16 protein-coding genes are annotated in these 19,789 nt (G+C 71.4%); 8 read left to right on the plus strand and 8 right to left on the minus strand.

The window, feature by feature from the left end; all coding sequences use genetic code 11:
• The first annotated feature begins 34 nt into the window (after window positions 1-34).
• The 3 genes from ACTWQE_RS04650 (at window position 35) to ACTWQE_RS04660 (ending at window position 4,479) form a co-directional block, all read left to right on the plus strand.
• The gene (locus ACTWQE_RS04650) at window positions 35-1,216 is read left to right on the plus strand and encodes a pyridoxal phosphate-dependent aminotransferase (protein WP_443327503.1); all 1,182 of its coding nucleotides are present in this window, start codon (window positions 35-37) and stop codon (window positions 1,214-1,216) included.
• Between the two features lie 90 nt (window positions 1,217-1,306).
• Window positions 1,307-3,268 (plus strand): amino acid adenylation domain-containing protein, encoded by a 1,962-nt coding sequence (locus ACTWQE_RS04655; RefSeq protein WP_443327504.1) that lies wholly within the window; start codon window positions 1,307-1,309, stop codon window positions 3,266-3,268.
• A complete protein-coding gene (locus tag ACTWQE_RS04660; RefSeq protein WP_443327505.1) occupies window positions 3,265-4,479 on the plus strand; it encodes a cytochrome P450 in 1,215 nt (404 codons plus the stop codon). The genes ACTWQE_RS04655 and ACTWQE_RS04660 overlap by 4 nt, the downstream gene beginning before the upstream one ends.
• A 307-nt stretch (window positions 4,480-4,786) precedes the next feature.
• Here ACTWQE_RS04660 and ACTWQE_RS04665 read toward each other — a convergent pair whose 3' ends face one another.
• The 6 genes from ACTWQE_RS04665 to ACTWQE_RS04690 all read right to left on the minus strand — a co-directional run bounded on the left by ACTWQE_RS04665 (window position 4,787) and on the right by ACTWQE_RS04690 (window position 11,536).
• Entirely contained in the window at window positions 4,787-5,752 is a 966-nt protein-coding gene (locus tag ACTWQE_RS04665) for an anti-sigma factor RsbA family regulatory protein (RefSeq protein WP_443327506.1), read from the minus strand.
• Window positions 5,749-6,114 carry an STAS domain-containing protein gene (locus ACTWQE_RS04670; RefSeq protein WP_443327507.1) on the minus strand — a complete coding sequence of 122 codons (366 nt, stop codon included), beginning with the start codon at window positions 6,112-6,114 and terminating at the stop codon, window positions 5,749-5,751. The genes ACTWQE_RS04665 and ACTWQE_RS04670 overlap by 4 nt, the downstream gene beginning before the upstream one ends.
• Before the next feature lie 256 nt (window positions 6,115-6,370).
• Window positions 6,371-9,163, minus strand: coding sequence for a BTAD domain-containing putative transcriptional regulator (locus ACTWQE_RS04675; RefSeq protein ID WP_443327508.1), 2,793 nt, complete (start codon window positions 9,161-9,163; stop codon window positions 6,371-6,373).
• Window positions 9,164-9,326: 163 nt separating this feature from the next.
• A complete protein-coding gene (locus ACTWQE_RS04680) occupies window positions 9,327-9,530 on the minus strand; it encodes a DUF397 domain-containing protein (protein WP_443327509.1) in 204 nt (67 codons plus the stop codon).
• Window positions 9,517-10,794, minus strand: coding sequence for a helix-turn-helix domain-containing protein (locus ACTWQE_RS04685; RefSeq protein WP_443327510.1), 1,278 nt, complete (start codon window positions 10,792-10,794; stop codon window positions 9,517-9,519). The genes ACTWQE_RS04680 and ACTWQE_RS04685 overlap by 14 nt, the downstream gene beginning before the upstream one ends.
• Before the next feature lie 136 nt (window positions 10,795-10,930).
• Window positions 10,931-11,536, minus strand: a complete 606-nt coding sequence (locus ACTWQE_RS04690; protein WP_443327511.1) for an ATP-binding protein — start codon at window positions 11,534-11,536, stop codon at window positions 10,931-10,933.
• A 372-nt stretch (window positions 11,537-11,908) separates the two neighbouring features.
• Between ACTWQE_RS04690 and ACTWQE_RS04695 the strand changes: the two genes are divergently transcribed.
• From ACTWQE_RS04695 to ACTWQE_RS04715, 5 genes are all read left to right on the plus strand, one after another.
• Window positions 11,909-13,132: an ABC transporter substrate-binding protein gene (locus tag ACTWQE_RS04695; protein ID WP_443327512.1), complete on the plus strand. Its 1,224-nt coding sequence runs from the start codon at window positions 11,909-11,911 to the stop codon at window positions 13,130-13,132.
• Between the two features lie 155 nt (window positions 13,133-13,287).
• Entirely contained in the window at window positions 13,288-14,256 is a 969-nt protein-coding gene (locus ACTWQE_RS04700; RefSeq protein ID WP_443327513.1) for a zinc-binding dehydrogenase, read from the plus strand.
• Window positions 14,257-14,535: 279 nt separating this feature from the next.
• Entirely contained in the window at window positions 14,536-15,114 is a 579-nt protein-coding gene (locus ACTWQE_RS04705) for an SH3 domain-containing protein (RefSeq protein ID WP_443327514.1), read from the plus strand.
• A 157-nt stretch (window positions 15,115-15,271) separates the two neighbouring features.
• A complete protein-coding gene (locus ACTWQE_RS04710) occupies window positions 15,272-16,678 on the plus strand; it encodes an FtsW/RodA/SpoVE family cell cycle protein (RefSeq protein WP_443327515.1) in 1,407 nt (468 codons plus the stop codon).
• Entirely contained in the window at window positions 16,675-18,129 is a 1,455-nt protein-coding gene (locus tag ACTWQE_RS04715; RefSeq protein ID WP_443327520.1) for a penicillin-binding transpeptidase domain-containing protein, read from the plus strand. Before ACTWQE_RS04710 ends, ACTWQE_RS04715 begins: the two co-directional genes overlap by 4 nt.
• A gap of 253 nt (window positions 18,130-18,382) precedes the next feature.
• Here the strand turns inward: ACTWQE_RS04715 and ACTWQE_RS04720 are convergent, their stop codons facing one another.
• Window positions 18,383-18,826, minus strand: a complete 444-nt coding sequence (locus ACTWQE_RS04720; RefSeq protein ID WP_443327516.1) for a roadblock/LC7 domain-containing protein — start codon at window positions 18,824-18,826, stop codon at window positions 18,383-18,385.
• The coding region (locus tag ACTWQE_RS04725; protein ID WP_443327517.1) for a sensor histidine kinase at window positions 18,823-19,789 on the minus strand (967 nt) is incomplete at its 5' end. The genes ACTWQE_RS04725 and ACTWQE_RS04720, both read right to left, overlap by 4 nt.

Here is a 19,789-nt window from a genome sequence, read left to right on the forward strand (position 1 = left end):
ACGCACGAGCGGTTGAAAGAAGGAGTAACTGCCCATGACGACCGCCCCCGGCTCCCCCTCCCTTCCTCTCCCCGACCGGACCTTCCGCGCCGCGCGTCTCGGCGGCCTGCCCACAGGGGCCCTCGCCGAGGTGCTGCATCTGGGGAAGTCCCTCGGCGCCCTCGACCTCGCCGGTGGCGTACCGGGAACCCCCCGGCCGCCCCAGGACGTCCTCACGGCGGCCTCCGAGGCGCTGCTGCGCGGCGACAACCAGTACGAGGACACCAGCGGCAATCCCGAGCTGCGCCGGCAGATCGCCGCGCGGTGCGCCACCCCCACCGACCCGGCCACCGAACTGACCATCACCACGGGCGCGTCGGAAGCCCTGTGCGTGGCGATGCTCGCGACCGTCGACCCCGGCGACGAGGTCATCCTCTTCGAGCCGTTCTACGAGAACTTCCTCGCCGCGCTCGCCATGGCCGGCGGCCGCCCGCGCTTCGTCAAGCTGAAGAGCCCCGACTGGCGCTGGGACCCGGACGAGCTCGCCGCGGCGTTCGGGCCCCGTACCCGCGCCGTCGTCATCAACTCCCCGGCCAACCCCACCGGACGCACCCTGGAGCGCGCCGAACTCGAGCAGCTCGCCGAGCTGTGCGAGCGCTGGGGCGCGCTCCTCATCTCCGACGAGGTGTACGCCGACTTCGTCTACGACGGCCGGCAGCACGTCTCCGCGGCCGACGTCCCCGCGCTGCGCGAGCGCAGCATCGTGATCGGCAGCCTGTCCAAGAGCCATGCCATCAGCGGCTGGCGGCTGGGCCATCTGCGGGCGTGCCCGCAGCTCAGCCGGGCCCTGCGCGAGGTGCATCTCGCGACGAGCTTCGGCGCCAACGGCCCGCTCCAGCGGGCGGTGGCGGCATCGGGGGTGCTGACCGGCGGCTGGGACCCACGGGCGGATCTGGAGAAGCTCCGGAACCGTACCGTCGACCTCTTCAGCGGGCTGGGCCTGACCTGTCGTCCCCCGGAGGGCGGCTGTTACGTGATGGCGGACATCTCCTCGGTGACGGACGAGGACTGCAAGACCTTTGTGCACCGTCTGGCCACCGAGCGGAAGGTGCTCCTGGTGCCGGGACGCTGTTTCTTCCGCGACCACGACGGCGACTCCGGCCATGTCCGCATCGCGTTCAACAAGCCCGCGGAGACGCTGGACGAAGCCGAGCGCAGGCTCGTCGGCGGCGTGTGAGCCACGCCCCGCTGCACCCGGCTCCCCTCAGCACGACCCTTTCCTGCATGCAAAGGCGCGGCAGGCCCCACACACGTCAGGAGATCGCGCATGACCGATGGGCGGAAAAGCGAGACGTACGACCTTGTGGTGAACGACAGCGGGGATCTGAGCGTATGGCCGGCCGGCCGGCCGGTTCCCCACGGCTGGCGGGAGACGGGCTTCCGCGGTGAGCGCGCCGCCTGCCTCGAGGAGGCCGACCGCCGGGGCAACGCCCGGCCGTCGGCGCCGTCGTCGGCCCCACCCTCCGGCAGCCCGGGCACGCTGCTGGAGCTGTTCGGCCGCACGGCCGCACGCCACCCCGACCGGACCGCGGTGCGCCATGACGAACGCGCGCTGAGCTACGCCGAGCTGGACCGGCGCAGCGACGCTTTAGCACAGGCGCTGCGGGCCCAGGGCATCACCGCCGAGGACCGGGTGGCGTACTACCTCGGGCGCGGAGCCCAGGTCTTCATCGCCCTGCTGGGCATCCTCAAGGCCGGGGCGTCGTACGTCCCGGTGGACCCGCGCTATCCGGACACGCGCCGGGACCTGATGATCACCTCCAGCGGTGCCGCGCTGCTGCTGACCGAGCCCGGCTGGAGCGCCAGGGTGAGCGGTCTGGGTGTCGAGGTGCTGGAGTTCGACACCGAGGCCCACACCAAGCCGCTGTCCGACCCGCTGCCGGGGGTCGCACCGGACCAGGCGGCGTGTGTCCTGTTCACCTCCGGTTCCTCGGGGCGGCCCAAGGCCGTGGTGCTCGAACACCGTAATCTCGTCCACTTCTCGACCAACCCCTCCCTGCCCGCGCTCACGCCCGAGGACCGGGTGGGCCATGTGTCGAGCCTGTCCTTCGACGCCTTCCACTTCGAGACCTGGTGCGGCTTCGCCGGGGGCGCCGAGATCGTGGTGCTGCCGACCATGCCGGACCTGGTCACCGGGGACATCCGGCGCGAGCTGCGCAGGCGGCAGATCACGGCCATGCTCGTGCCCACCATGGCGGTCAACCATGTGGTGCAGGAGGACCGGGACGCCTTCGCCTCGTTGCGGGTGCTCCACACCGGGGGCGACGTCGTCCTGCCCGACGCCTGCCGGGCCCTGCTCTCCGGTTCCTTCTCCGGTGTGCTCCACAACCTGTACGGCCCGACGGAGGGCACCACCGCCTGCACCGCGTACCCGGTCACCGAGGTGGGGGCGGATGTCGACAGCGTCCCCATCGGCCGGGAGCTCGAGGGCACCCCGCTGTATCTGCTCGACGGTGATCTGCGGGAGGTGCCCGCCGGGGAGGCCGGTGAGCTGTACATCGGCGGGCCGGGCGTCGCCCGCGGCTACTTCGGGCAGCCCGCGCTGACAGCGGACCGCTTTCTGCCGGACCCCTTCGCGGCCGACGGCAGCCGGATGTACGCCACGGGCGACCTGGTGGTCCGGGGCGAGGACGGTCTGCTGCGCTACAGGGGCCGCGCGGACGACCAGGTGAAGATCCGCGGCTACCGGGTCGAGCCCCGTGAGGTCGAGGCGACACTCGGCCGGCACGAGCAGATCCAGGACGTCGCCGTGCTGGTCGCGGGCGAGGCCCACGACCGCCGGCTGATCGCGCTGGTGGTGCCGTACGACGAGCTCTCGCTGAAGGGCGTGCGCGAGTACGCCTCCGAGGCGATGCCCGACTACATGGTGCCCAGCTCCTTTGTGAAGGCCGAGTCGATCCCCGCCAACGACCACGGCAAGCGGGACCTGGACGCACTGCGCGCCCTGGTGGCGGAGCATCTGCGCCGCGACGAGGGCCGCACGGCTCCCCGCGATGCGGTCGAGCGTTATCTCGCCGGTCTGTGGGGCGAGTTGCTCACCCTGGAGCAGGTCGGCGTGGGAGACGACTTCTTCGAACTCGGCGGCAACTCACTGCTGGCGTTCCGGATGCAGCGCCGGGTCGTCCGTGAGATGCAGGTCGAGGTGAGCGCGCGGGAGATTCTCGCCACCAGCGAGCTGGGCGCCCTGGCCGGACTGATACGGGAACGGAAAGAGGACCTGTCCGCATGAGCGTGCTGACGATCGACCTGACCGATCCGGATGTCTTTGTCGAGCAGCGCCACTACGGGATGTTCGCATGGCTGCGGGCGAACGATCCGGTGCACTGGCACACGACCGCCGACGGCGGCGGGTTCTGGGCGCTGTCCGCGTACGACGACATCGCGGCCGTCTACAACGACCACACCGCGTACAGCTCCGAGGGCGGCCCCATGCTCGGCGGGTCCTTCCGCAGCCAGGCGGACCCGTCGGCCGGGCGGATGCTCGTCGCCTCCGACCCGCCACGGCAGCGGATGATCCGGCAGGCCGTGCACCGGGCGTTCGCCCCGGCCGTGGTCAAGCGCATCGCCCGTCAGGTGACGGAGCTGGTGGACGCCGCGATCACGAAGGCCGTCGACGACGGAGGCTGCGACTTCGCGACCGACATCGCGACCGAGCTGCCGGCCGGTGCGGTGATGGCGATGATGGGTGTCTCGCACCGCCAGGCCCATGAACTGATCGACCTCACCCGCCGGATGATCGGCTTCCGGGATCCTGTCTTCGGTGACACCTCGGACGACGAGCGTCTCAGGCTCGCGGTGATCCAGGCCGAGATCTTCGAGTTCTTCTCGGACATCATCCGGGACCGGCGGAAGAACCCCGGCGAGGATCTCGTCAGCTATCTGCTCCAGGCGGAGACGAACGGTCGTCCGTGGCCCGAGGAACTCGTCCTCTACAACTGCATGAATGTGGCGGTCGGGGGCAACGAGACCTCCTCGTACACCGCGTGCGCGGGCGTGCTCGCCCTGCACGAGCACCCGCGGGAGCTGGAGCTGCTGCGGGCCTCCCCGGACCTGACGGAGAGCGCGGTCAACGAGATCCTGCGGTGGAGCTCCACCAACGCCTATGTGATGCGCGTCGCCACCCAGGACACGGAGATCGGCGGCAAGCAGATCCGGGCGGGCGACTCGGTGACGCTGTGGAACGTCTCCGCCAACCGGGACGAGAGCCAGTTCCCGGACGCGGACACGTTCGACATCACGCGCTCGCCCAACCGGCACCTCTCCTACGGCGTGGGCATCCACCGCTGCATCGGGGCCATCGTGGCGCAGACGGAACTGGGCATCCTCTTCCGCAAGCTGACCGACAGCGGTCTGCGGTTCTCCCTCGACGGGGAGGTGCGGCGGCTGCGGTCGAACTTCATCCAGGGGATCACCCAGATGCCGCTGCGGATGCAGCGCTGAGCGGCCCTTCACTCCGGCCGCCGCCGGACGGGTGCCCGGGGTGACGTGGGCGTCACGCGGATCGCGTGACCGCCACGTCACCCCGGCCCCCTGAAAGGTTCCGCGGTGCGGAACGGCCGGGCCGCACGCTCCGCGCGTGTCCGCGGACCGGGCCCCGCCCACGGTCGCGGCCCCGGTCCTCGGACGTCACAGGTTGGCCCCACGGTGAGCATGCCCTTTGGGCGCAGCGCGCGTCGTGGGGTGGTGGCCCGGTCCGTGGTCCCCCGGCGCGGCGTGCGCCGCGGGGCGTCAGGGGCCGGGCCTCGGTTCAGGCGCAGGTGCGCAGGCGCACCGTCGTGCCGTTCGACCCGGTGCGGACCTGCACCGTGTCGCACAGCATGCCGACTCCCCACAGGCCGAATCCGGACTCCCGCGCCGACTCCGGTGGCCTCCAACTGATGAACTCCTCCGGCTGCCAGTGGCCGGAGTCGGTGATCTCGCAGATCAGGCCGTTGTCGGGCCAGGTCCGCAGGGTCGCGGGGGCGTTGCCGTGGCGGACGGCGTTGGTGGCCACCTCGGTGACGGCGACGAGCAGGTTGTGCAGAGCCTCCGCCGTCACTCCGCACCGCTTCGCCTGCTCGGCGACGAAGGTCCGTACGGCGTGCAGGTCGGTAGGGAGGATCTGCATCGAGGCGGGCGGCTCTGCGGGCGGTGGGAGGGGCCGCCGGTCGATGTCGGCGACGACGGACTCGGGGTCCGCGAAGAAGGGGTTGTCCCGCAGCGCGCCGCCCTCATGGATCTTCACATGGGTCCGGCGCAGCAGGTCCAGGACGTCGGGCGCCAGGGTCGCCCTGTCGTAGCAGCAGAATCCGTGGATATCGACATGGGCGAAAGCCAGGTTGACGATGGAGTCGTAGCGCAGCCACTCCATCACGTCCGGGTGGGTCGACCAGTCCTCCGCCATCACCACCCAGGCCGGGCGCGGGCCCAGCGTCTTGGCCACGGCGGTGAAGGCCGCCAGGGCACGGACGGGGTTCTTGTAGATCTCCGCCGGGTCCAGGAACTGGACGGCGGCGGCGTCCTGTCCGAGCGAGTCGCGCAGCAGCTCCGTGTGCCTTCCGGCCGTGACCGCGAACGTCGGGTCGTCGGCCTCGATCCCCGCGCGCAGGAGGGGGAGGGCACCGTCGAGGAACTCCTGTTCGCCGCGGTACAGAAGCGCATGGTGCTGGAAGGCGCGGTACGGGTTCGTCCGGTCGTCCTCCGCGGACTTCCGCCCGGAAACCTCGGTCGTCATGACGTCCCCTTCCGTCCCTGGACGAGGCCGGGCAGACGTTCCCAGCCCACGGTCCCGATGAGGTTCTCCACGTCGGGCGAGAGGTGGTCCAGTACGAGCCGGACCCCGCCGCCGTGGCGCTCGACGAAGCTGGTGAGCAGGCTGAGCGAGCCGAGGTCGATGAAGGTCAACTCTCCGAGGTCCAGCCGTATTTCGGCGCGCCCGTCCCCGTCCGGGACCGGCCCGGCGCTCTCCTCCAGCAGGGAGGACAGCACCCCGGTCACATCGCCGTGGCGCGTCGCGTCGAGTTCCCCCGCCAGGCGGAGGCCGGGTGGATCGACGGTCCGGGTGATCCACAGGATTCGATCGTCGGATGGTGCCATGACTTCCATGAGGCCCTGCCAAGTCCTGGTGTGGTGAACTCTTGAAGGAGTCGCGCGCCGCCTCGTGAAGGGTGCCGCGCCCCGACCGTGGAGGAAGCCGGGCCCCTCCGGGGGACCCGGGCCGGAACGCGCGGTGGGTGGCACCTCCCCGGACGGTACGCGGTCGGCAACAGTCGGTGAACGCGTCCCCAACCCTGCGCGCGACCGGTATAGCGGCGGTAGAGGCTCCAATATATGAGGCATATATGAGGCTCCATCAGACCGGTGGCGCCCCGGGGGCTTCCGGGCCGATGCGAAGGCTCAGACAGGAGGGAAAATAGGCGCTCCACGCGTGCCCGCGCCAGCTCACATACACACTGGGGTTCACCCCGCCCAGGGCGGTGACGCCTCGCAGATGCTCCTGTGCCTCCCGGAGCCGTCCCTGGTCCATGCAGACGAGGCTCATCTCGTAGAGGGTGAGGCCCTCCAGGTTGCTGTCGGCCAGCTCCCGCGCGTACCGGAGGCTCTCCTCGTAGCACGCGAGGGCCTCCCCGTTACGGCCCAGGCCCCGGTACGCGCGGCCGAGGTTGGACAGTCCGGTCACCTGGGCCCGCAGGTCGCCGCCCTCGCGCGCGAGGGCGAGCTGCCGCGTCTGTACGGGGAGGGCGTCCTCGTAGAGGTCCAGTTCCGCCAGTGCGTCCCCCAGGTTGCACAGGGAGCGCTGCTCGCCCGCGCGGTCGCCGGTCTCGCGCCAGATGGCGAGCGCCGCCTCCAGACAGGTGCGCATCGCGTCGTACTGGCTGTGCAGCCAGTACACCGACGACAGATGGTCCAGGCCCCACGCCTCGCCCTCCCGGTCGCCGAGACGCCGGGCGGTACGGACGGCCAGCTCGCCCAGGCTCCATAAGTCGCGGGCCCGGGCATGGGGGTAGAGGTACCACTGCAGTGGCCGGGTCAGCCGTACCGCGAGGCGTGCGGTGGAGTCGGAGCGCGTGGCGGCGTGCAGGACGGTGGCCATCAGGTTGGCGCGTTCGGTGTCCAGCCATGTCCGGGCGGCCCGGGGGCCGTTGATCGGTACGGAGGGGCGGGCCGCTGCGGAGGTGTCGTCGGCGTGGGTGTGCTCGTACCCGCCCCGGGCCGGCAGCGGCGGTACGTCGAGGAACGTCACCGCCCGCTCGGCCGTGGCGAGGTAGAAGCGCAGGACGCGGTCGAGCGCCCGCTCCCGCTCGTCCTCCGGCTCCTCCGTGCGCACCTGCTCGCGGGCGAACAGCCGCAGCAGGTCGTGCATCTGGTAGCGCGCCGGGCCGGGGCTGTTCAGCAGATGCGCGTCCACCAGCCGTTCCAGCGCCTCCTCGGCCTGTGCTCCGGACTCACCGAGCAGCGCGGCCGCGGCCGGCAGGCTCATGTTCGGCCCCGGCACCACCCCGATGAGCCGGAAGGCCCGCGCGGCCGCCTGGTCGACGGGGTTCTCGCTGCGGCAGATGACGTCGTAGCTCGCGTGGAAGCTGGCGCGTACCGATACGTCGCCGACCCGGATCTCGTCCAGCCGGCTCTGGGCATCGGTCAGCCGCTCGACGAAGGCGCTCAGGGGCCAGCTGGGGCGGGCCGCCAGCCGGGCGCCGACGATCCGCAGCGCCAGGGGAAGTCCGCCGCACATCCGGATGATGGCGTCCGCCGAGTCCGGCTCGGCCGCGATCCGCTCCGGGCCGACGAACCGTTCGAGCAGCGCCGTCGCCTGGTCGTGGAACATGACGCCGAGGTGCAGATGGGTGGCTCCCTCCAGGGTGGTGAGCATCTCCCGGCTGGTGATCACGACGGCGCACCCCGGACCGGCCGGCAGCAGCGGGCGGACCTGGTCCACACCGGCGGCGTTGTCGAGCACCACGAGCAGACGGCGGTCGGCCACCAGGGAGCGGAATTTGGTCGCCGCCTCCTCGGTGCCGGCGGGGATGGCGACATCCCCCACGCCGAGCGTGCTGAGGAACCGGGCGAGCACCTCAGAGGGTTCCAGGGGCGTCAGCCCGGCGGTGGCTCCGTGCAGGTCGACATAGATCTGACCGTCCGGGAACCGGTCGGCGAGCTGGTGTGCGGTGTGGATCGCCAGGGCGGACTTGCCGACTCCGCTGGTCCCGTCGATCGCGGCGATCACCGTCTGACGCCCGCCACCGCCGTCCAGCAGTTTGTGGAGCACGGAGCTCTCGCCGGTGCGGCCGATGAAGGCGGTGCCGATGTGAGGGAGTTCCCGGGGTACGAGCGCGGGGGCCCGTACCGCGGTCTCCGTACGCTCGGGGGGAGGCTCCGGTGCGAGGAGTAAGGAGGGGTCGGCGGTGAGGATCCGCTGGTGGAGTTCCTGCAGGGACGGGCCCGGTTCGATGGCCAGTTCCTCGGACAGGTGCCGGCGCAGATCACGGTAGGCGGACAGCGCGTCGGCCTGCCGGCCGGACCGGTACAGCGCCAGCATCAGCTGGCCCCGCAGGCCCTCCCGGAGCGGATGGCCGGCCACCAGGGCCTGGAGTTCGTCCAGGACCGCCTCATGGCGGCCGAGCCTCAGCCGCGCTTCGATGCTCAGCTCCCGCGCCTGGGTGCGGCAGGCCGCCAGACGCGTGGCCTCGGCCTCCACGGCGGGCGTGGGCGGTACGTCGGCGAAGGGGGCGTCGTGCCACAGGTCCAGCGCCTCACCGAGCCGTGCGGCGGCGGTCCCGGCCGAGCCCCGGTCGAGTTCCTGACCGCCCTGCTTGATCAGTTCCATGAACCGGTGCGCATCGACCTCGTCCGGCCCCACGACCAGCCGGTAGCCATGGGCCCGGTAACCGTGGACATGGGTGACCAGCACATGGCCCGACTCATCGCCCAGCGCGCGCCGCACCCGCGAGACATAACCCTGGAGGAGCTTACTGACGCTCGACGGAGGCCGGGCGCCCCAGAGTTCCTCGACCAGCCGGTCCGTGGAGACCACCTGGTTGGCGTCGCACAGCAGCACCGCCAGGAGCATCCGCCACTTCGCCGGGGCGAGGGGGATCTGCCGGCCGTCGCGCCACAGTCCGAGCGGTCCAAGGATCCGATACCGCATGCCACGCTCCGCAGGTCGTCACCCGGACGGGGAAGGTCCGCCGACGATCAATGTGTGTTCCTCCCATGAGCGACGCGGGGCCGGAGTGGAGCCGGAGAATCGGATTCATCGTATCCACGGCGCCCGTGCCCGGCATGGAAGCCGTGGAACAAGTGCCATACGGTCAGGCCGACTTGAGCGCGGTGACGAAGGCCTGCCACTGGCGGTGACCGAAGCGGAGTGCCGGCCCGTCGGGGTCCTTGCTGTCCCGTACATGGATACGGCGCTCGCCGTCCGCGCTCCCGGCCGCCTCCGCCACCTCGACGCAGTTGCCGCCGTTCCCCATGCTGTAGCTGCTCTTGCGCCAGGGCAGTTCATTCGGATCCACGGTCCATGTCCTCTTTCAGGTCACGTATGAGGGCGCGCGAGTCGTCCCGGGAGAGCGCTTTGGACTGGATGAGGTTGAAGGCCAGCTTGTGCTGCTGGATCTGGCCGGCGTCGATGGTCGTCTGACCGCCGATGAACGTCTCCCCGTAGAGGACGTCCGGGCCCTCCCGGAATCCCATGAGACGGAAGGGGGTCATGCCACCGGGGTGTTCGCGGACGCTGAACGGGATCACCTGGAGGTGCACCTTGGGCAGACCGGACCGGTCCAGCAGATGCCCCAGCTGCTCACTCATCGCGGCGCTACCGCCGATGCAGCGGCGCAGCACGCCCTCATCAAGGGTGATCATGATCTGGGGTGGTTCACGCCGGGTCAGGATGCGTTGCCGGTCGATCCGGGCGGCGACGAACTGTTCGATCAGCAGTTCCGAGGCCACCGGGTGGGCGGCGGTGAAGATGGACCGCGCATAGGCTTCCGTCTGCAGCAGCCCGGGGATGGCGACGGTTTCGAACTCCTGGATGAAGCAAGCCTGTCGCTCCAGCTCGATGATCTGCCAGAACCAGTCCGGATACGCGGACCGGATGAGCGAGGGCCAGAGGTGCACCAGGGCGCCGTCGGTGCCCAGATGCTGGTCGGCGCGTTGGGCGAAGACGCGTGAGGGCATCTGCCGGCCGCTTTCGATACGCCCGACCTCCGCCGCGGTGCACAGCGTCCGCCCGGCCAGCTCCTGCCGGGTGAGTCCGGCTGCCAGCCGGTACCGGTGGACCGCGCCACCGAAGCGGGCCAGCAGCGAGGGGATGCTCTCTCCGGGCCTGGCCTTGCCCGGCGTGACCTCGCCGGTGGTGCTCGCGGCGGTGGCGGCCGGCAGTGCCCCGCCCACCTGTTCGGCGACGAGCGGGCGGCTGCCGTGGGGCAGCCAGGCGACCGTGCCGTCCGGCCCGGGCGCCGCCCAGGCGATGGGCGCAGGGGCCGCGGACGTACCGGCGACGGAGGAGGCCAGGGGCGAACGGGGCTCGGGGGACGCCGGTTCCGGCGGGTCCGCGGGTATACGGCTGAGCAGCCCCCAGGCGTACACGCCCGGACCGACGGCGGCCGACAGGGCCGCCTCGATGCAGGCCCGTGCGCCCTCCTCGGTCACACAGGTGCCGCAGGGCCCTTGTTGATGTCTGCTGTCGGAGACCTGATGGATGACCCACCGGTAGTGGTACGGGATGTCCTGCCATGTGGTGGCAGAACTCCCGTCCTGGTCGTTCGTCACACCGTTCACGGGTGCCCTCCCCTGGGATCGCCTACGGAGGTGGCGATGTGCCCCATCAGCCTGCATGCGGCGGGAAGAGCAGCGGTGTATCGGCGGTAAGAGCAGTGTGACAGGGCTTCGCCGGACAGGATCCGGGCGGTGGCGGTCAGCGGGACGGCGGCGGGGCGCTGTTCCCGTCGAGGGCCAGGGTGCACCATGTGGTCTTTCGCCGGTAGGAGTCCCGGCGTGCGCCCCAGGCCGACGCGATGACCTGCACCAGGCACATCCCGCGTCCCCGCTCGTCGTCGGGGTGCGCCTGCCGGACCGCGGGGCGCGCCGGGGACCCGTCGGTGACCTCAAGGAGCAGTCGGTTCCCGACGTGCAGCAGGTTCACCGTGATCAGTTCGTCGGGCCCGTGCGTGACCGCGTTGCCGACCAGTTCGCCGGTGAGCAGCACCGTGTCGTCGACGGCGGAGGGCGGGCAGCCCCAGGCGGCCAGGGCCGTACGTACCGCCCGGCGGATTCCGCCGACCTCTGCCGGGTCCGGGCGCAGATGGAGGTGCAGATGCCGGTCGAAGGCCAGGTCGCAGTCGGTACAGGGGGCGTTGCGGTGGTCGAACCTCACGCCGTCACCGCCGGCCGTCCACGGCAGGGCCGTGTCGCGGTCGCCGTCCGCGGGCGGCACAGCCTTCCAGCCGCGAACGACCTCCGTCCCGGCGGATACGGGGAAGTGCCGCGCGGTGAGGGGAGTCGTGAAGTCCAGAGAGGTCATGTCGGGTCCATGTGCCGGAGTGAAGGGAGTGCGGCCGATGAACGTCTCCGTCTGCCGGCCCGGCCCTCCCGGAGGAGCGCCGCCGACCGGGCAGCGTGTCCTCGGCACCCTGCCGTACGGAAGGAGAGCGGTGGTATATCGGCAGTAAGCGGCCGACGTTGCCGGCGCGCTCCGCGACCTCCCGGCGCGGCGTCGATACCGAAGCGATACACGGCGTGAGGTAGACCTCGCGGTGGGTTGCGGGAGAGACTCTGCTCCCGCGCCGGTTTCAGGAACGTTTCGGCGCGGCGCGTGGACATTCCGAGCAGAGGGCGGTACAGGCAAGTGCAGCGGCGGTACTCGAGCCTTGTTGCGGCAGCTGTCGCGGCTTCCTTGATCTGGACGCTTTCGGGCTGCGGCGGTGGCTCCGTCGCGGACAAGGAGGTCACCCTCAAGCTCGTCGCGGCCGACTACGGTGACCGCCCCGGCAACAGCTCCAAGCGGTACTGGGACCAGTTGGCCGGCGAGTTCGAGTTCAAGCACCCCGGCATCACGGTGGATGTCGACGTCTACAGCTGGAGCAAGGTCGACCGGCAGGTCGCCTCCATGGTGAAGGCGGGCAAAGCCCCCGACATTGCCCAGATCGGCTCATACGCCGACTATGCCGCACAGGGCAAGCTCTACAGCGCGGACGAACTGCTGTCGATCCCCACCCAGGCCGCGTTCATCCCCGGTCTCGCCGAAGCGGGCCAGGTGCGCCGGGTCCAGTACGGAATGCCGTTCGTCGCGAGCACGCGGGTGCTCTTCTACAACAAGGAACTCATGGCCAAAGCGGGCATACAGAACCCGCCGAGGACCTGGGACCAGTTGCAGGCGGACGCCGTCGCGCTGAAGCAGGCAGGCGTCAAGGCGCCCTACGGCCTGCCGCTCGGCGAGGAGGAGCCGCAGGCGGAGACCTTGAACTGGATGCTCAGCGGTGGCGGCGGCTTCACCGACACCATCGGCAGCTACACCATCGACTCGCCCGAGAACATCGAGACGTTCGAGTGGCTGCGGGACGAAATGGTCGGCAAGGGCCTCACCAACAGGGATCCCGCGCACACCGACCGGCAGGCCGCGTACGACGCCTTCACCCGCGGGGACGTCGCCATGGTCAATGGCCACCCCACGCTGATGCAGCTCTCCCAGGAGAACGGCATCCGCTTCGGCACGGCGCCGCTGCCGGGCAAGGACGGGCCCTCGAAGGCGACCACGGGCGTGGCCGACTGGATGATGGCCTTCAAACAGAGCGGCCATCGCAAGGAGATCGGCGCGTTCCTCGACTTCGTCTACAGCGAGAAGAACGTCCTGAGGTTCGCCGACCAGTACGATCTGCTGCCGGTGACCAACTCCGCCTCCGAGGCGATGCGCGCCGACCCCGCCCACAAGGACGTCTGGGAGTTCCTGGACCAGTTGCCCTCGGCCGAGCTCTACCCGGTCGGCAAGAGGTCGTGGGGCTCCACGGTCCGGTCGCTGAAGTCCTCCATCGGTAGCACCGTCGAGAAGAACGGCAGCCCGTCGAGCGTACTGGGCCGGCTCCAGCGCGAAGCCGAGACCATGGAGAACTCCTCCGGGTAAGAGCCGTGCGGTCCCCCTGAACGGCCGCCGGTCCCCGGCGCGTACTCCCTCGCGACACCGCGTGGCCCGAGGTATGGACCGATGGCCTCCCGCGGTGTCGACGTGTGCATCCGTCCGTGCGGGGCCGGATGCGGCGGCGGGGAGGAGTGGTCGAAGTGCGGGTGGTGCAGGCGACGGCGTTCGGGGGACCCTCCGTCCTGGTGGGCGGGGAGGCACCGGAGCCCGTCGCCAGGGCGGGCCAGGTGGTCATCGCGGTCGGCGTCGCGGTGGTCGAGTTCGTCGAGACACAGATCCGGCGGGGAGAGTCCCCCGGGCCCGCGCTGCCCAGGCCGCCCTACGTACCCGGGCACACCGTGGCCGGAGAAGTGCTCAGGGCCGGAGCCGGGGTGGACTCCCACTGGGTCGGCCGCCGGGTCGTCGCCTCGGCCCTGGGCGGCGGATACGTCGAACGGGCGGTGGCGGCGGTGGACGAACTCGTCCCGGTGCCGGAGGGGGTCCGGCTGCGCGAGGCCGCGGCTCTGCACGGCGACGGCAGTACGGCGCTGGGCCTCATGGAGAACGCGCGCATCCGGCCCGGCGAATGGGTCCTGGTCGAGGCCGCGGGCGGCGGAGTCGGCAGTCTGCTGGTACAGCTGGCGGACGCTGCCGGAGCACGGGTGATCGGCGCCGCGGGGGGACAGCGGAAGCTGCGTCCGGTACGGGAGTTGGGCGCGCGGGTGGCGGTCGACTCCAGCGAGCCGGAGTGGACCAAGCGCGTACACGAGGCGACGGACGGCGCCGGGCCGGATGTGGTCTTCGACGGCGTGGGCGGGGAGACCGGACGGGCCGCGTTCGGAGTGACGGCGCGCGGCGGCAGGTTCTCCGTACACGGAGCCTCCAGTGGAACGCTCACCCGGATCGACCCGGAGGAGGCGGAGCGGCGCGGGGTGACCGTGCTCGGCATCGAGCAGCTCCACCGCTTCCCGGCAGGGGCGGGGCGGCGGGCCGGGCAGGCGCTGGCGGAGGCCGCCGCGGGACGGCTCACCCCACTGATCGGAGGGGCCTTTCCGCTGGAACGGGCCTGTGAGGCGCATGCCGCGATCGAGGCCCGGGACGTCGTCGGAAAGACGTTACTCCTGGTCTGAGGTCCGCCGACTGCCGTTGAGCACGGTCCCCGGGCGCCGCCCCTGCGGGCCCCGCGACCCCGAGGGCATTGTCACGCACAGTGACGAGTTGCAGGCGCTGGGTGGCCGACTTAGCGTGATACGTGCGGGTTGGTTCACGTTCATCGTCAGGCCCCACCCAACTCGCCGCCGGAAAAGCCAGGGTGAGGCCCTTTCCCGGGCCCGGGCCCGGCCGGTCGCTCCGACGCCCGGCGTTCTTCGGATCCCCTTTGCGGGTTCTTCCTCCCCAGGAGGCCACAGATGCTGCAGTCGAAGCTCAGTAAGCTCGCCATCTTCGCCGCCACCGGAGCCCTCGCGACCCTGACCGCGATCGGTCCGGCCGTGGCGGACTCCGACCCCTCCGGCGGGGACTCCCGCACGGACAACGGCGGAGACTCCCGTTCGGACAACGGCGACGACTACCGCTGGGACAACGGCGGCACCTCCGGCGGCGACAACGGCGGAGTTTCGGGATCGGACAACGGCCGGGACCCCAACGGCCAGGGCGGCAACGGGCGTGACAACGGCCGGGACCCGAACGGCCGGGACAACGGACGTGACAACGGGCGTGACAACGGACGCGACGACGGCCGGGACAACCGTGCCCCCTTCCGGGGCCGTGTCATCGCCCGGTCCGGTCTGCTGCTGCGGGACGCCCCGAGCCGCAACGCCAGGATCGTCGGCCAGCTCAAGTTCGGCGAGACCGTCAGGATCAGCTGCAAGGTCAACAGTGAGAACGTGGCCGGCAACCCCCGCTGGTACCTGCTCGACAACGGCCAGTGGGCCTGGGCCTCGGCACGCTATATCGAGAACATCGGCCCGGCCCCGGTCTGGTGCTGACGCACCACCACCGGACCGCTGACTGTGCCCTCCCGGCGGCGCCGCCCGGAGGGCACAGTGCCACCCCCGCGCGCCTCTCCCCCGACTCCGGGCCCGGACCGACCGACATGACAGGCATGAACAGAAATATGCCCTGTCGCTTGCTACGTTGCCCGGCATGACCGCAACGACGGCGGACGCGCCCCCACCGGCGCTACGGCTCCCCAAACGCCGAGGCATCGAACTGGCCCTGCTCATCGGCGCCGTACTCATCCCCGTCTTCGGCTACATCGAGGTCGGGCTGGCCCACGACGACACGGTGCCGCGGGGCGCGGCCGGCTACGGCGCCGGGCTCGGCGTCCTCGCGCTCCTCGCCCATCTCACGGTCCGCTTCCGCGCCCCCTACGCGGACCCGCTGCTGCTCCCGATCGCCGTCCTCCTCAACGGTATCGGTCTGGTCCTCATCTACCGGCTGGACCTGGAGACCCCGGGTGACCGGGCCGCGCCGACCCAGCTGGTGTGGTCCACCGCCGGCGTCGGCCTGTTCATCGCGGTCGTGCTGCTCCTGCGCGACTACCGCGTCCTCCAGCGCTATGCGTATGTGTGCGTGGCCGCGGCCCTCGCCCTGCTGATCGTGCCGATCTTCTTCCCGGCCATCAACGGCGCCAAGATCTGGATCCGGATCGCGGGCTTCTCCTTCCAGCCCGGGGAGTTCGCCAAGATCCTTCTCGCGGTCTTCTTCGCGGCCTATCTCGCCGCCAACCGGCATGCCCTCGCCTACACCGGCCGCCGCATCCGCAGGCTTCAGCTTCCCACCGGCCGGGTGCTGGGCCCGGTCGTCGCGATCTGGCTCGCCAGCGTCCTGGTCCTCGTCCTGGAACGGGATTTGGGCACCTCGCTGCTCTTCTTCGGACTGTTCGTGATCATGCTCTATGTCGCCACCGGCCGGACCGGCTGGATCGCCGTGGGCCTGCTGCTGGCAGCCGTGGGCGCGGTCGCCGCCGCCTCCTTCGAACCCCATGTGAACAGCCGGGTCGAGACCTGGCTCCACCCCTTCGCCGGCATCGAGGCAGGACGGGGCCCCGGCCAGCTGGCCCAGTCGCTGTTCGCCTTCGCGGCGGGCGGGATGCTCGGCACCGGCCTCGGCCAGGGCGACTCCGTCCTCATCGGCTTCGCCACCAAGTCGGACTTCATCCTGGCGACGGCGGGCGAGGAGCTGGGACTGTGGGGACTCAGCGCGCTCCTCCTGCTGTACGCGCTGCTGGTGGCCCGCGGCCACCGAGCGGCCCTGGCCGTCCGCGACCCCTTCGGCCGGCTGCTCGCCATCGGCCTCGCCTCGATCGTCGCGCTCCAGGTGTTCGTCATCACGGGCGGGGTGACGGGCCTGATCCCGCTCACGGGTATGGCCATGCCGTTCCTCGCACAGGGCGGCTCGTCCGTCGTCACCAACTGGATCATCGTGGCGCTGCTCATCCTGCTCAGCGACTCCGCCCGACGGCCCCGCCCGGCCACCGCGGAGACCGGTGTCATCGCGTCCGCCGACCCGGAGTCGCCGCGGAACCCCCCGTGGGAGGACCGACAGTGATCCGCTGCATCCGGCGCGCCTCCGCGTTCTGTCTGCTCCTCCTCGTCGCCCTGCTGCTCAATGCCTCCCGCGTCCAGGTCCTCGAGGCCGACGACTACAACCGCAACCCGGCCAACCGCCGTCTGACCATCGCCCGTTACGACCAGCCGCGCGGCGACATCCTGGTCGGCGGGGCGTCCGTCACCGGCTCGAAGGACACCCGGGAGCGGCTGCGCTACGAGCGCACCTACACCGACGGCCCGCTCTACGCCCCGGTCACCGGCTACGCCTCCCAGATCTACGGCACCTCGCTGCTGGAGAACACCGAGGACGACGTCCTCTCCGGCACCGATCCCCGGCTCGCGCGGGTTCCGCTGTGGACCGAGCTCACCCGGGAGCAGCAGCCCGGCGGCGATGTGCGGACGACCATCGAGGCCCCGGTGCAGCGGGCCGCCTTCCGGGGGCTCGGCAGCCGCCGGGGCGCGGTCGCCGCCATCCAGCCCGCGACCGGCAGGATCCTCGCGCTCGTCAGCACACCGTCGTACGACCCGGGTGTGCTGTCGGGCACCGGCGCGCCGGCGACGAGGGCCTGGAAGGAGCTGAACGGGAGCCCGGCCAAGCCGATGCTCAACCGGGCGCTGCGGCAGACGTATCCGCCCGGCTCCACCTTCAAGGTGGTGACGGCGGCCGCCGCGCTCGAGACGGGCGTCGTCGACGACATCCGCGCACCCACCGACTCCCCGGACCCCTACACCCTGCCGCGCTCCACGACCCGGCTGACGAATGAGGCCTCCGGCTGCGAGAACGCGACGCTGCTGCATGCCTTCGAGGTCTCCTGCAACACCGTCTTCGCGCGTCTGGGAGTGGACGTGGGGCTGCGCGGCATGGTGGAGACCGCGGAGAACTTCGGCTTCAACGACGACGGTCTACGCGTCCCGCCACGCGTGGCCAGGAGCAACGTCGACACCTCGATGGACGAGGCGCAGCTCGCACTCTCCTCCATCGGGCAGTACGACACCCGTGCGACCCCGCTGGAGATGGCCATGGTCGCGGCGGCGGTCGCGGGCAACGGCGATCTCCAACGCCCTTATCTGGTGCGGCGAGTGACGGCCGCGGACGGCCGCACGGTCTCCGTCCACCGCCCCCGCACCCACCACCGGGCGATGAGCCCGGGGACGGCCATGCGGCTCAAGGAGATGATGGTCGCCGCGGTCGACCGGGGCACGGGGACCCGTGCCGCGATCGACGGTGCCGAGGTGGGGGGCAAGACCGGCACGGCGCAGCACGGCATCGACAACACCGGTACGCCGTATGCCTGGTTCATCTCCTGGGCGCGGGCCCGGGACGCGGCCGAGCCGGCGGTCGCGGTGGCCGTGGTCATCGAGGACGCGGAGGCGGACCGCGCCGACATCAGCGGCGGCGGCAGCGCGGCGCCCATCGCCCGGGAGGTCATGCGGGCCGCCCTGGGATGACGCGGCGCGCAAGGCCCACGAGGGTACGCGCCGGGGCCGCAGGCGGGCGGCCATACGGGTACGCGCCCCACCGGAGGCGGCCGTACGGGTACGGCCTCCCGCCCCAGGTTCGTGCGGTACGGTCTCCCGCCCCAGGTCGCAGGCCGTGCGGTACGGTCTCCCGCCCAGGTCGTAAAGCCGTGCGGGCGACGGGCCCGACCCGGGACCGTACGGGCCGTGCGGCGAGAGGCCCGGGGCCCTGCGGACGGCGCGGTCAGCAGGCGGCGGACTGCAGTTCGGTGACCAACTGCGGTGTGAGCAGGGCGCCGACCCGGTCGGACAGCACCCCCATCTCGTAACCGATCATCCCGATGTCGCTGCCCTCGGCGGCGAGCACGCCCAGGCAGCTGCCGTCCCGCACCGTGGTGACCAGCAGAAAGCCGCCGTACATCTCCACCATCACCAGCTTGACGCCTCCGCCGCCGTGCCGGACGTGCGCCCGCGCCGCGCCGAGGGCCAGGCTCGTGATGCCGGACACGACGGCGGCCAGATGGTCGGCGCGGTCCCGGTCCAGGGATTCGGAGGCGGCCATGAGCAGCCCGTCGGAGGAGACGGCGACCGCGTCCGCCACGCCGTGGACGGTACGGACGAATTCGCCGACGAGCCAGTTGAAGTTCTGCGCCTCGCCGGTGAGCGGAGCGCCGGTCGTCACGGTCATGCGCTGTCCTTTCCGGCTCCCGCACCGCGGGCGACGCCCTCGCGGAAACCGTTGAGCAGGGACCGGACCTGGTCGGGGCCCGGCGGGTGGTCGGTGGGCGCGGGCGCGGCGAGCAGCGCCGGGGGCAGGGCCGCATAGGCGGTGATGCCGGACCCCTCGGTCTCGCGGAGCTCGACCTGCGCGCCGAGGCGAGCGGCGAGCCGGCCGACGACATAGTGGCCGAGGAAGCGGGTGGGAGGCAGGAGATGGCTCTCCTCACCGGCGAGACGGGCGTTGGACAGGGCCAGCGACTCGGCGGTCATCCCGACACCGCGGTCCACGACCGCGAGGCAGTACTCGCTGCCGTCGCGCCAGCCGTAGATCTCGACCGCGAGGTGCGGCGGGGAGAAGACCAGGGCGTTCTCGATCAGCTCCGCGAGCAGGTGGGACAGGTCGGCGATCGCGTGGCCGCGGATCCGGCACGGCTCGATGTCGACGGCGGCCACGCGCCGGTACTGCTCGACCTCCGAGATCGCCGACTGGACGGCCTCGAGCGCGCTCACCGTTCCCGTCCAGGTGCGCAGCGGGGCCTGCTCACCGGCCAGTACGAGCAGTGATTCCGCGTTGCGGCGCATCCGGGTGGCGAGATGGTCGAGTTCGAACAGCTCCGCGAGCGCGTCCGGGTCGACCTCCTGGCTCTCCAGCGTCGTGATCAGTCCCAGTTGGCGGCGGAGGAGGTTCTGGTTGCGCCGGCCCAGGCTGGCCAGCGACTCCGCGTTGTTGCGGCGCAGTACGGCCTGTTCGGCGGCGAGGCCGACGGCCGTCCGCTCGACGTTGCGGAGGGCGGCGGCGAGCTGGGCGATCTCCTGCGCGCTGCCGTGGAGTGCGGTTCCGGCGGGCATCGGCGCGAGCTGCGCGACGTCGTCGGGGTCGGCGTCCTGGATGCGCTGGACGGCCTCGGGCAGACGGCTCACCGCCACCTCG

The organism is Streptomyces sp. 8N706, from assembly GCF_052245415.1.
Taxonomy (GTDB): Bacteria; Actinomycetota; Actinomycetes; order Streptomycetales; family Streptomycetaceae; genus Streptomyces.

Bases quoted from the DNA above. Each gene is read 5' to 3' on its own strand.
- ACTWQE_RS04675 (WP_443327508.1), bottom strand. From the start codon at position 9,163: ATGCGGTATCGGATCCTTGGACCGCTCGGACTGTGGCGCGACGGCCGG.
- ACTWQE_RS04670 (WP_443327507.1), bottom strand. From the start codon at position 6,114: ATGGCACCATCCGACGATCGAATCCTGTGGATCACCCGGACCGTCGAT.
- ACTWQE_RS04720 (WP_443327516.1), bottom strand. From the start codon at position 18,826: ATGACCGTGACGACCGGCGCTCCGCTCACCGGCGAGGCGCAGAACTTC.
- ACTWQE_RS04690 (WP_443327511.1), bottom strand. From the start codon at position 11,536: ATGACCTCTCTGGACTTCACGACTCCCCTCACCGCGCGGCACTTCCCC.
- ACTWQE_RS04705 (WP_443327514.1), top strand. From the start codon at position 14,536: ATGCTGCAGTCGAAGCTCAGTAAGCTCGCCATCTTCGCCGCCACCGGA.
- ACTWQE_RS04655 (WP_443327504.1), top strand. From the start codon at position 1,307: ATGACCGATGGGCGGAAAAGCGAGACGTACGACCTTGTGGTGAACGAC.
- ACTWQE_RS04660 (WP_443327505.1), top strand. From the start codon at position 3,265: ATGAGCGTGCTGACGATCGACCTGACCGATCCGGATGTCTTTGTCGAG.
- ACTWQE_RS04665 (WP_443327506.1), bottom strand. From the start codon at position 5,752: ATGACGACCGAGGTTTCCGGGCGGAAGTCCGCGGAGGACGACCGGACG.
- ACTWQE_RS04710 (WP_443327515.1), top strand. From the start codon at position 15,272: ATGACCGCAACGACGGCGGACGCGCCCCCACCGGCGCTACGGCTCCCC.
- ACTWQE_RS04650 (WP_443327503.1), top strand. From the start codon at position 35: ATGACGACCGCCCCCGGCTCCCCCTCCCTTCCTCTCCCCGACCGGACC.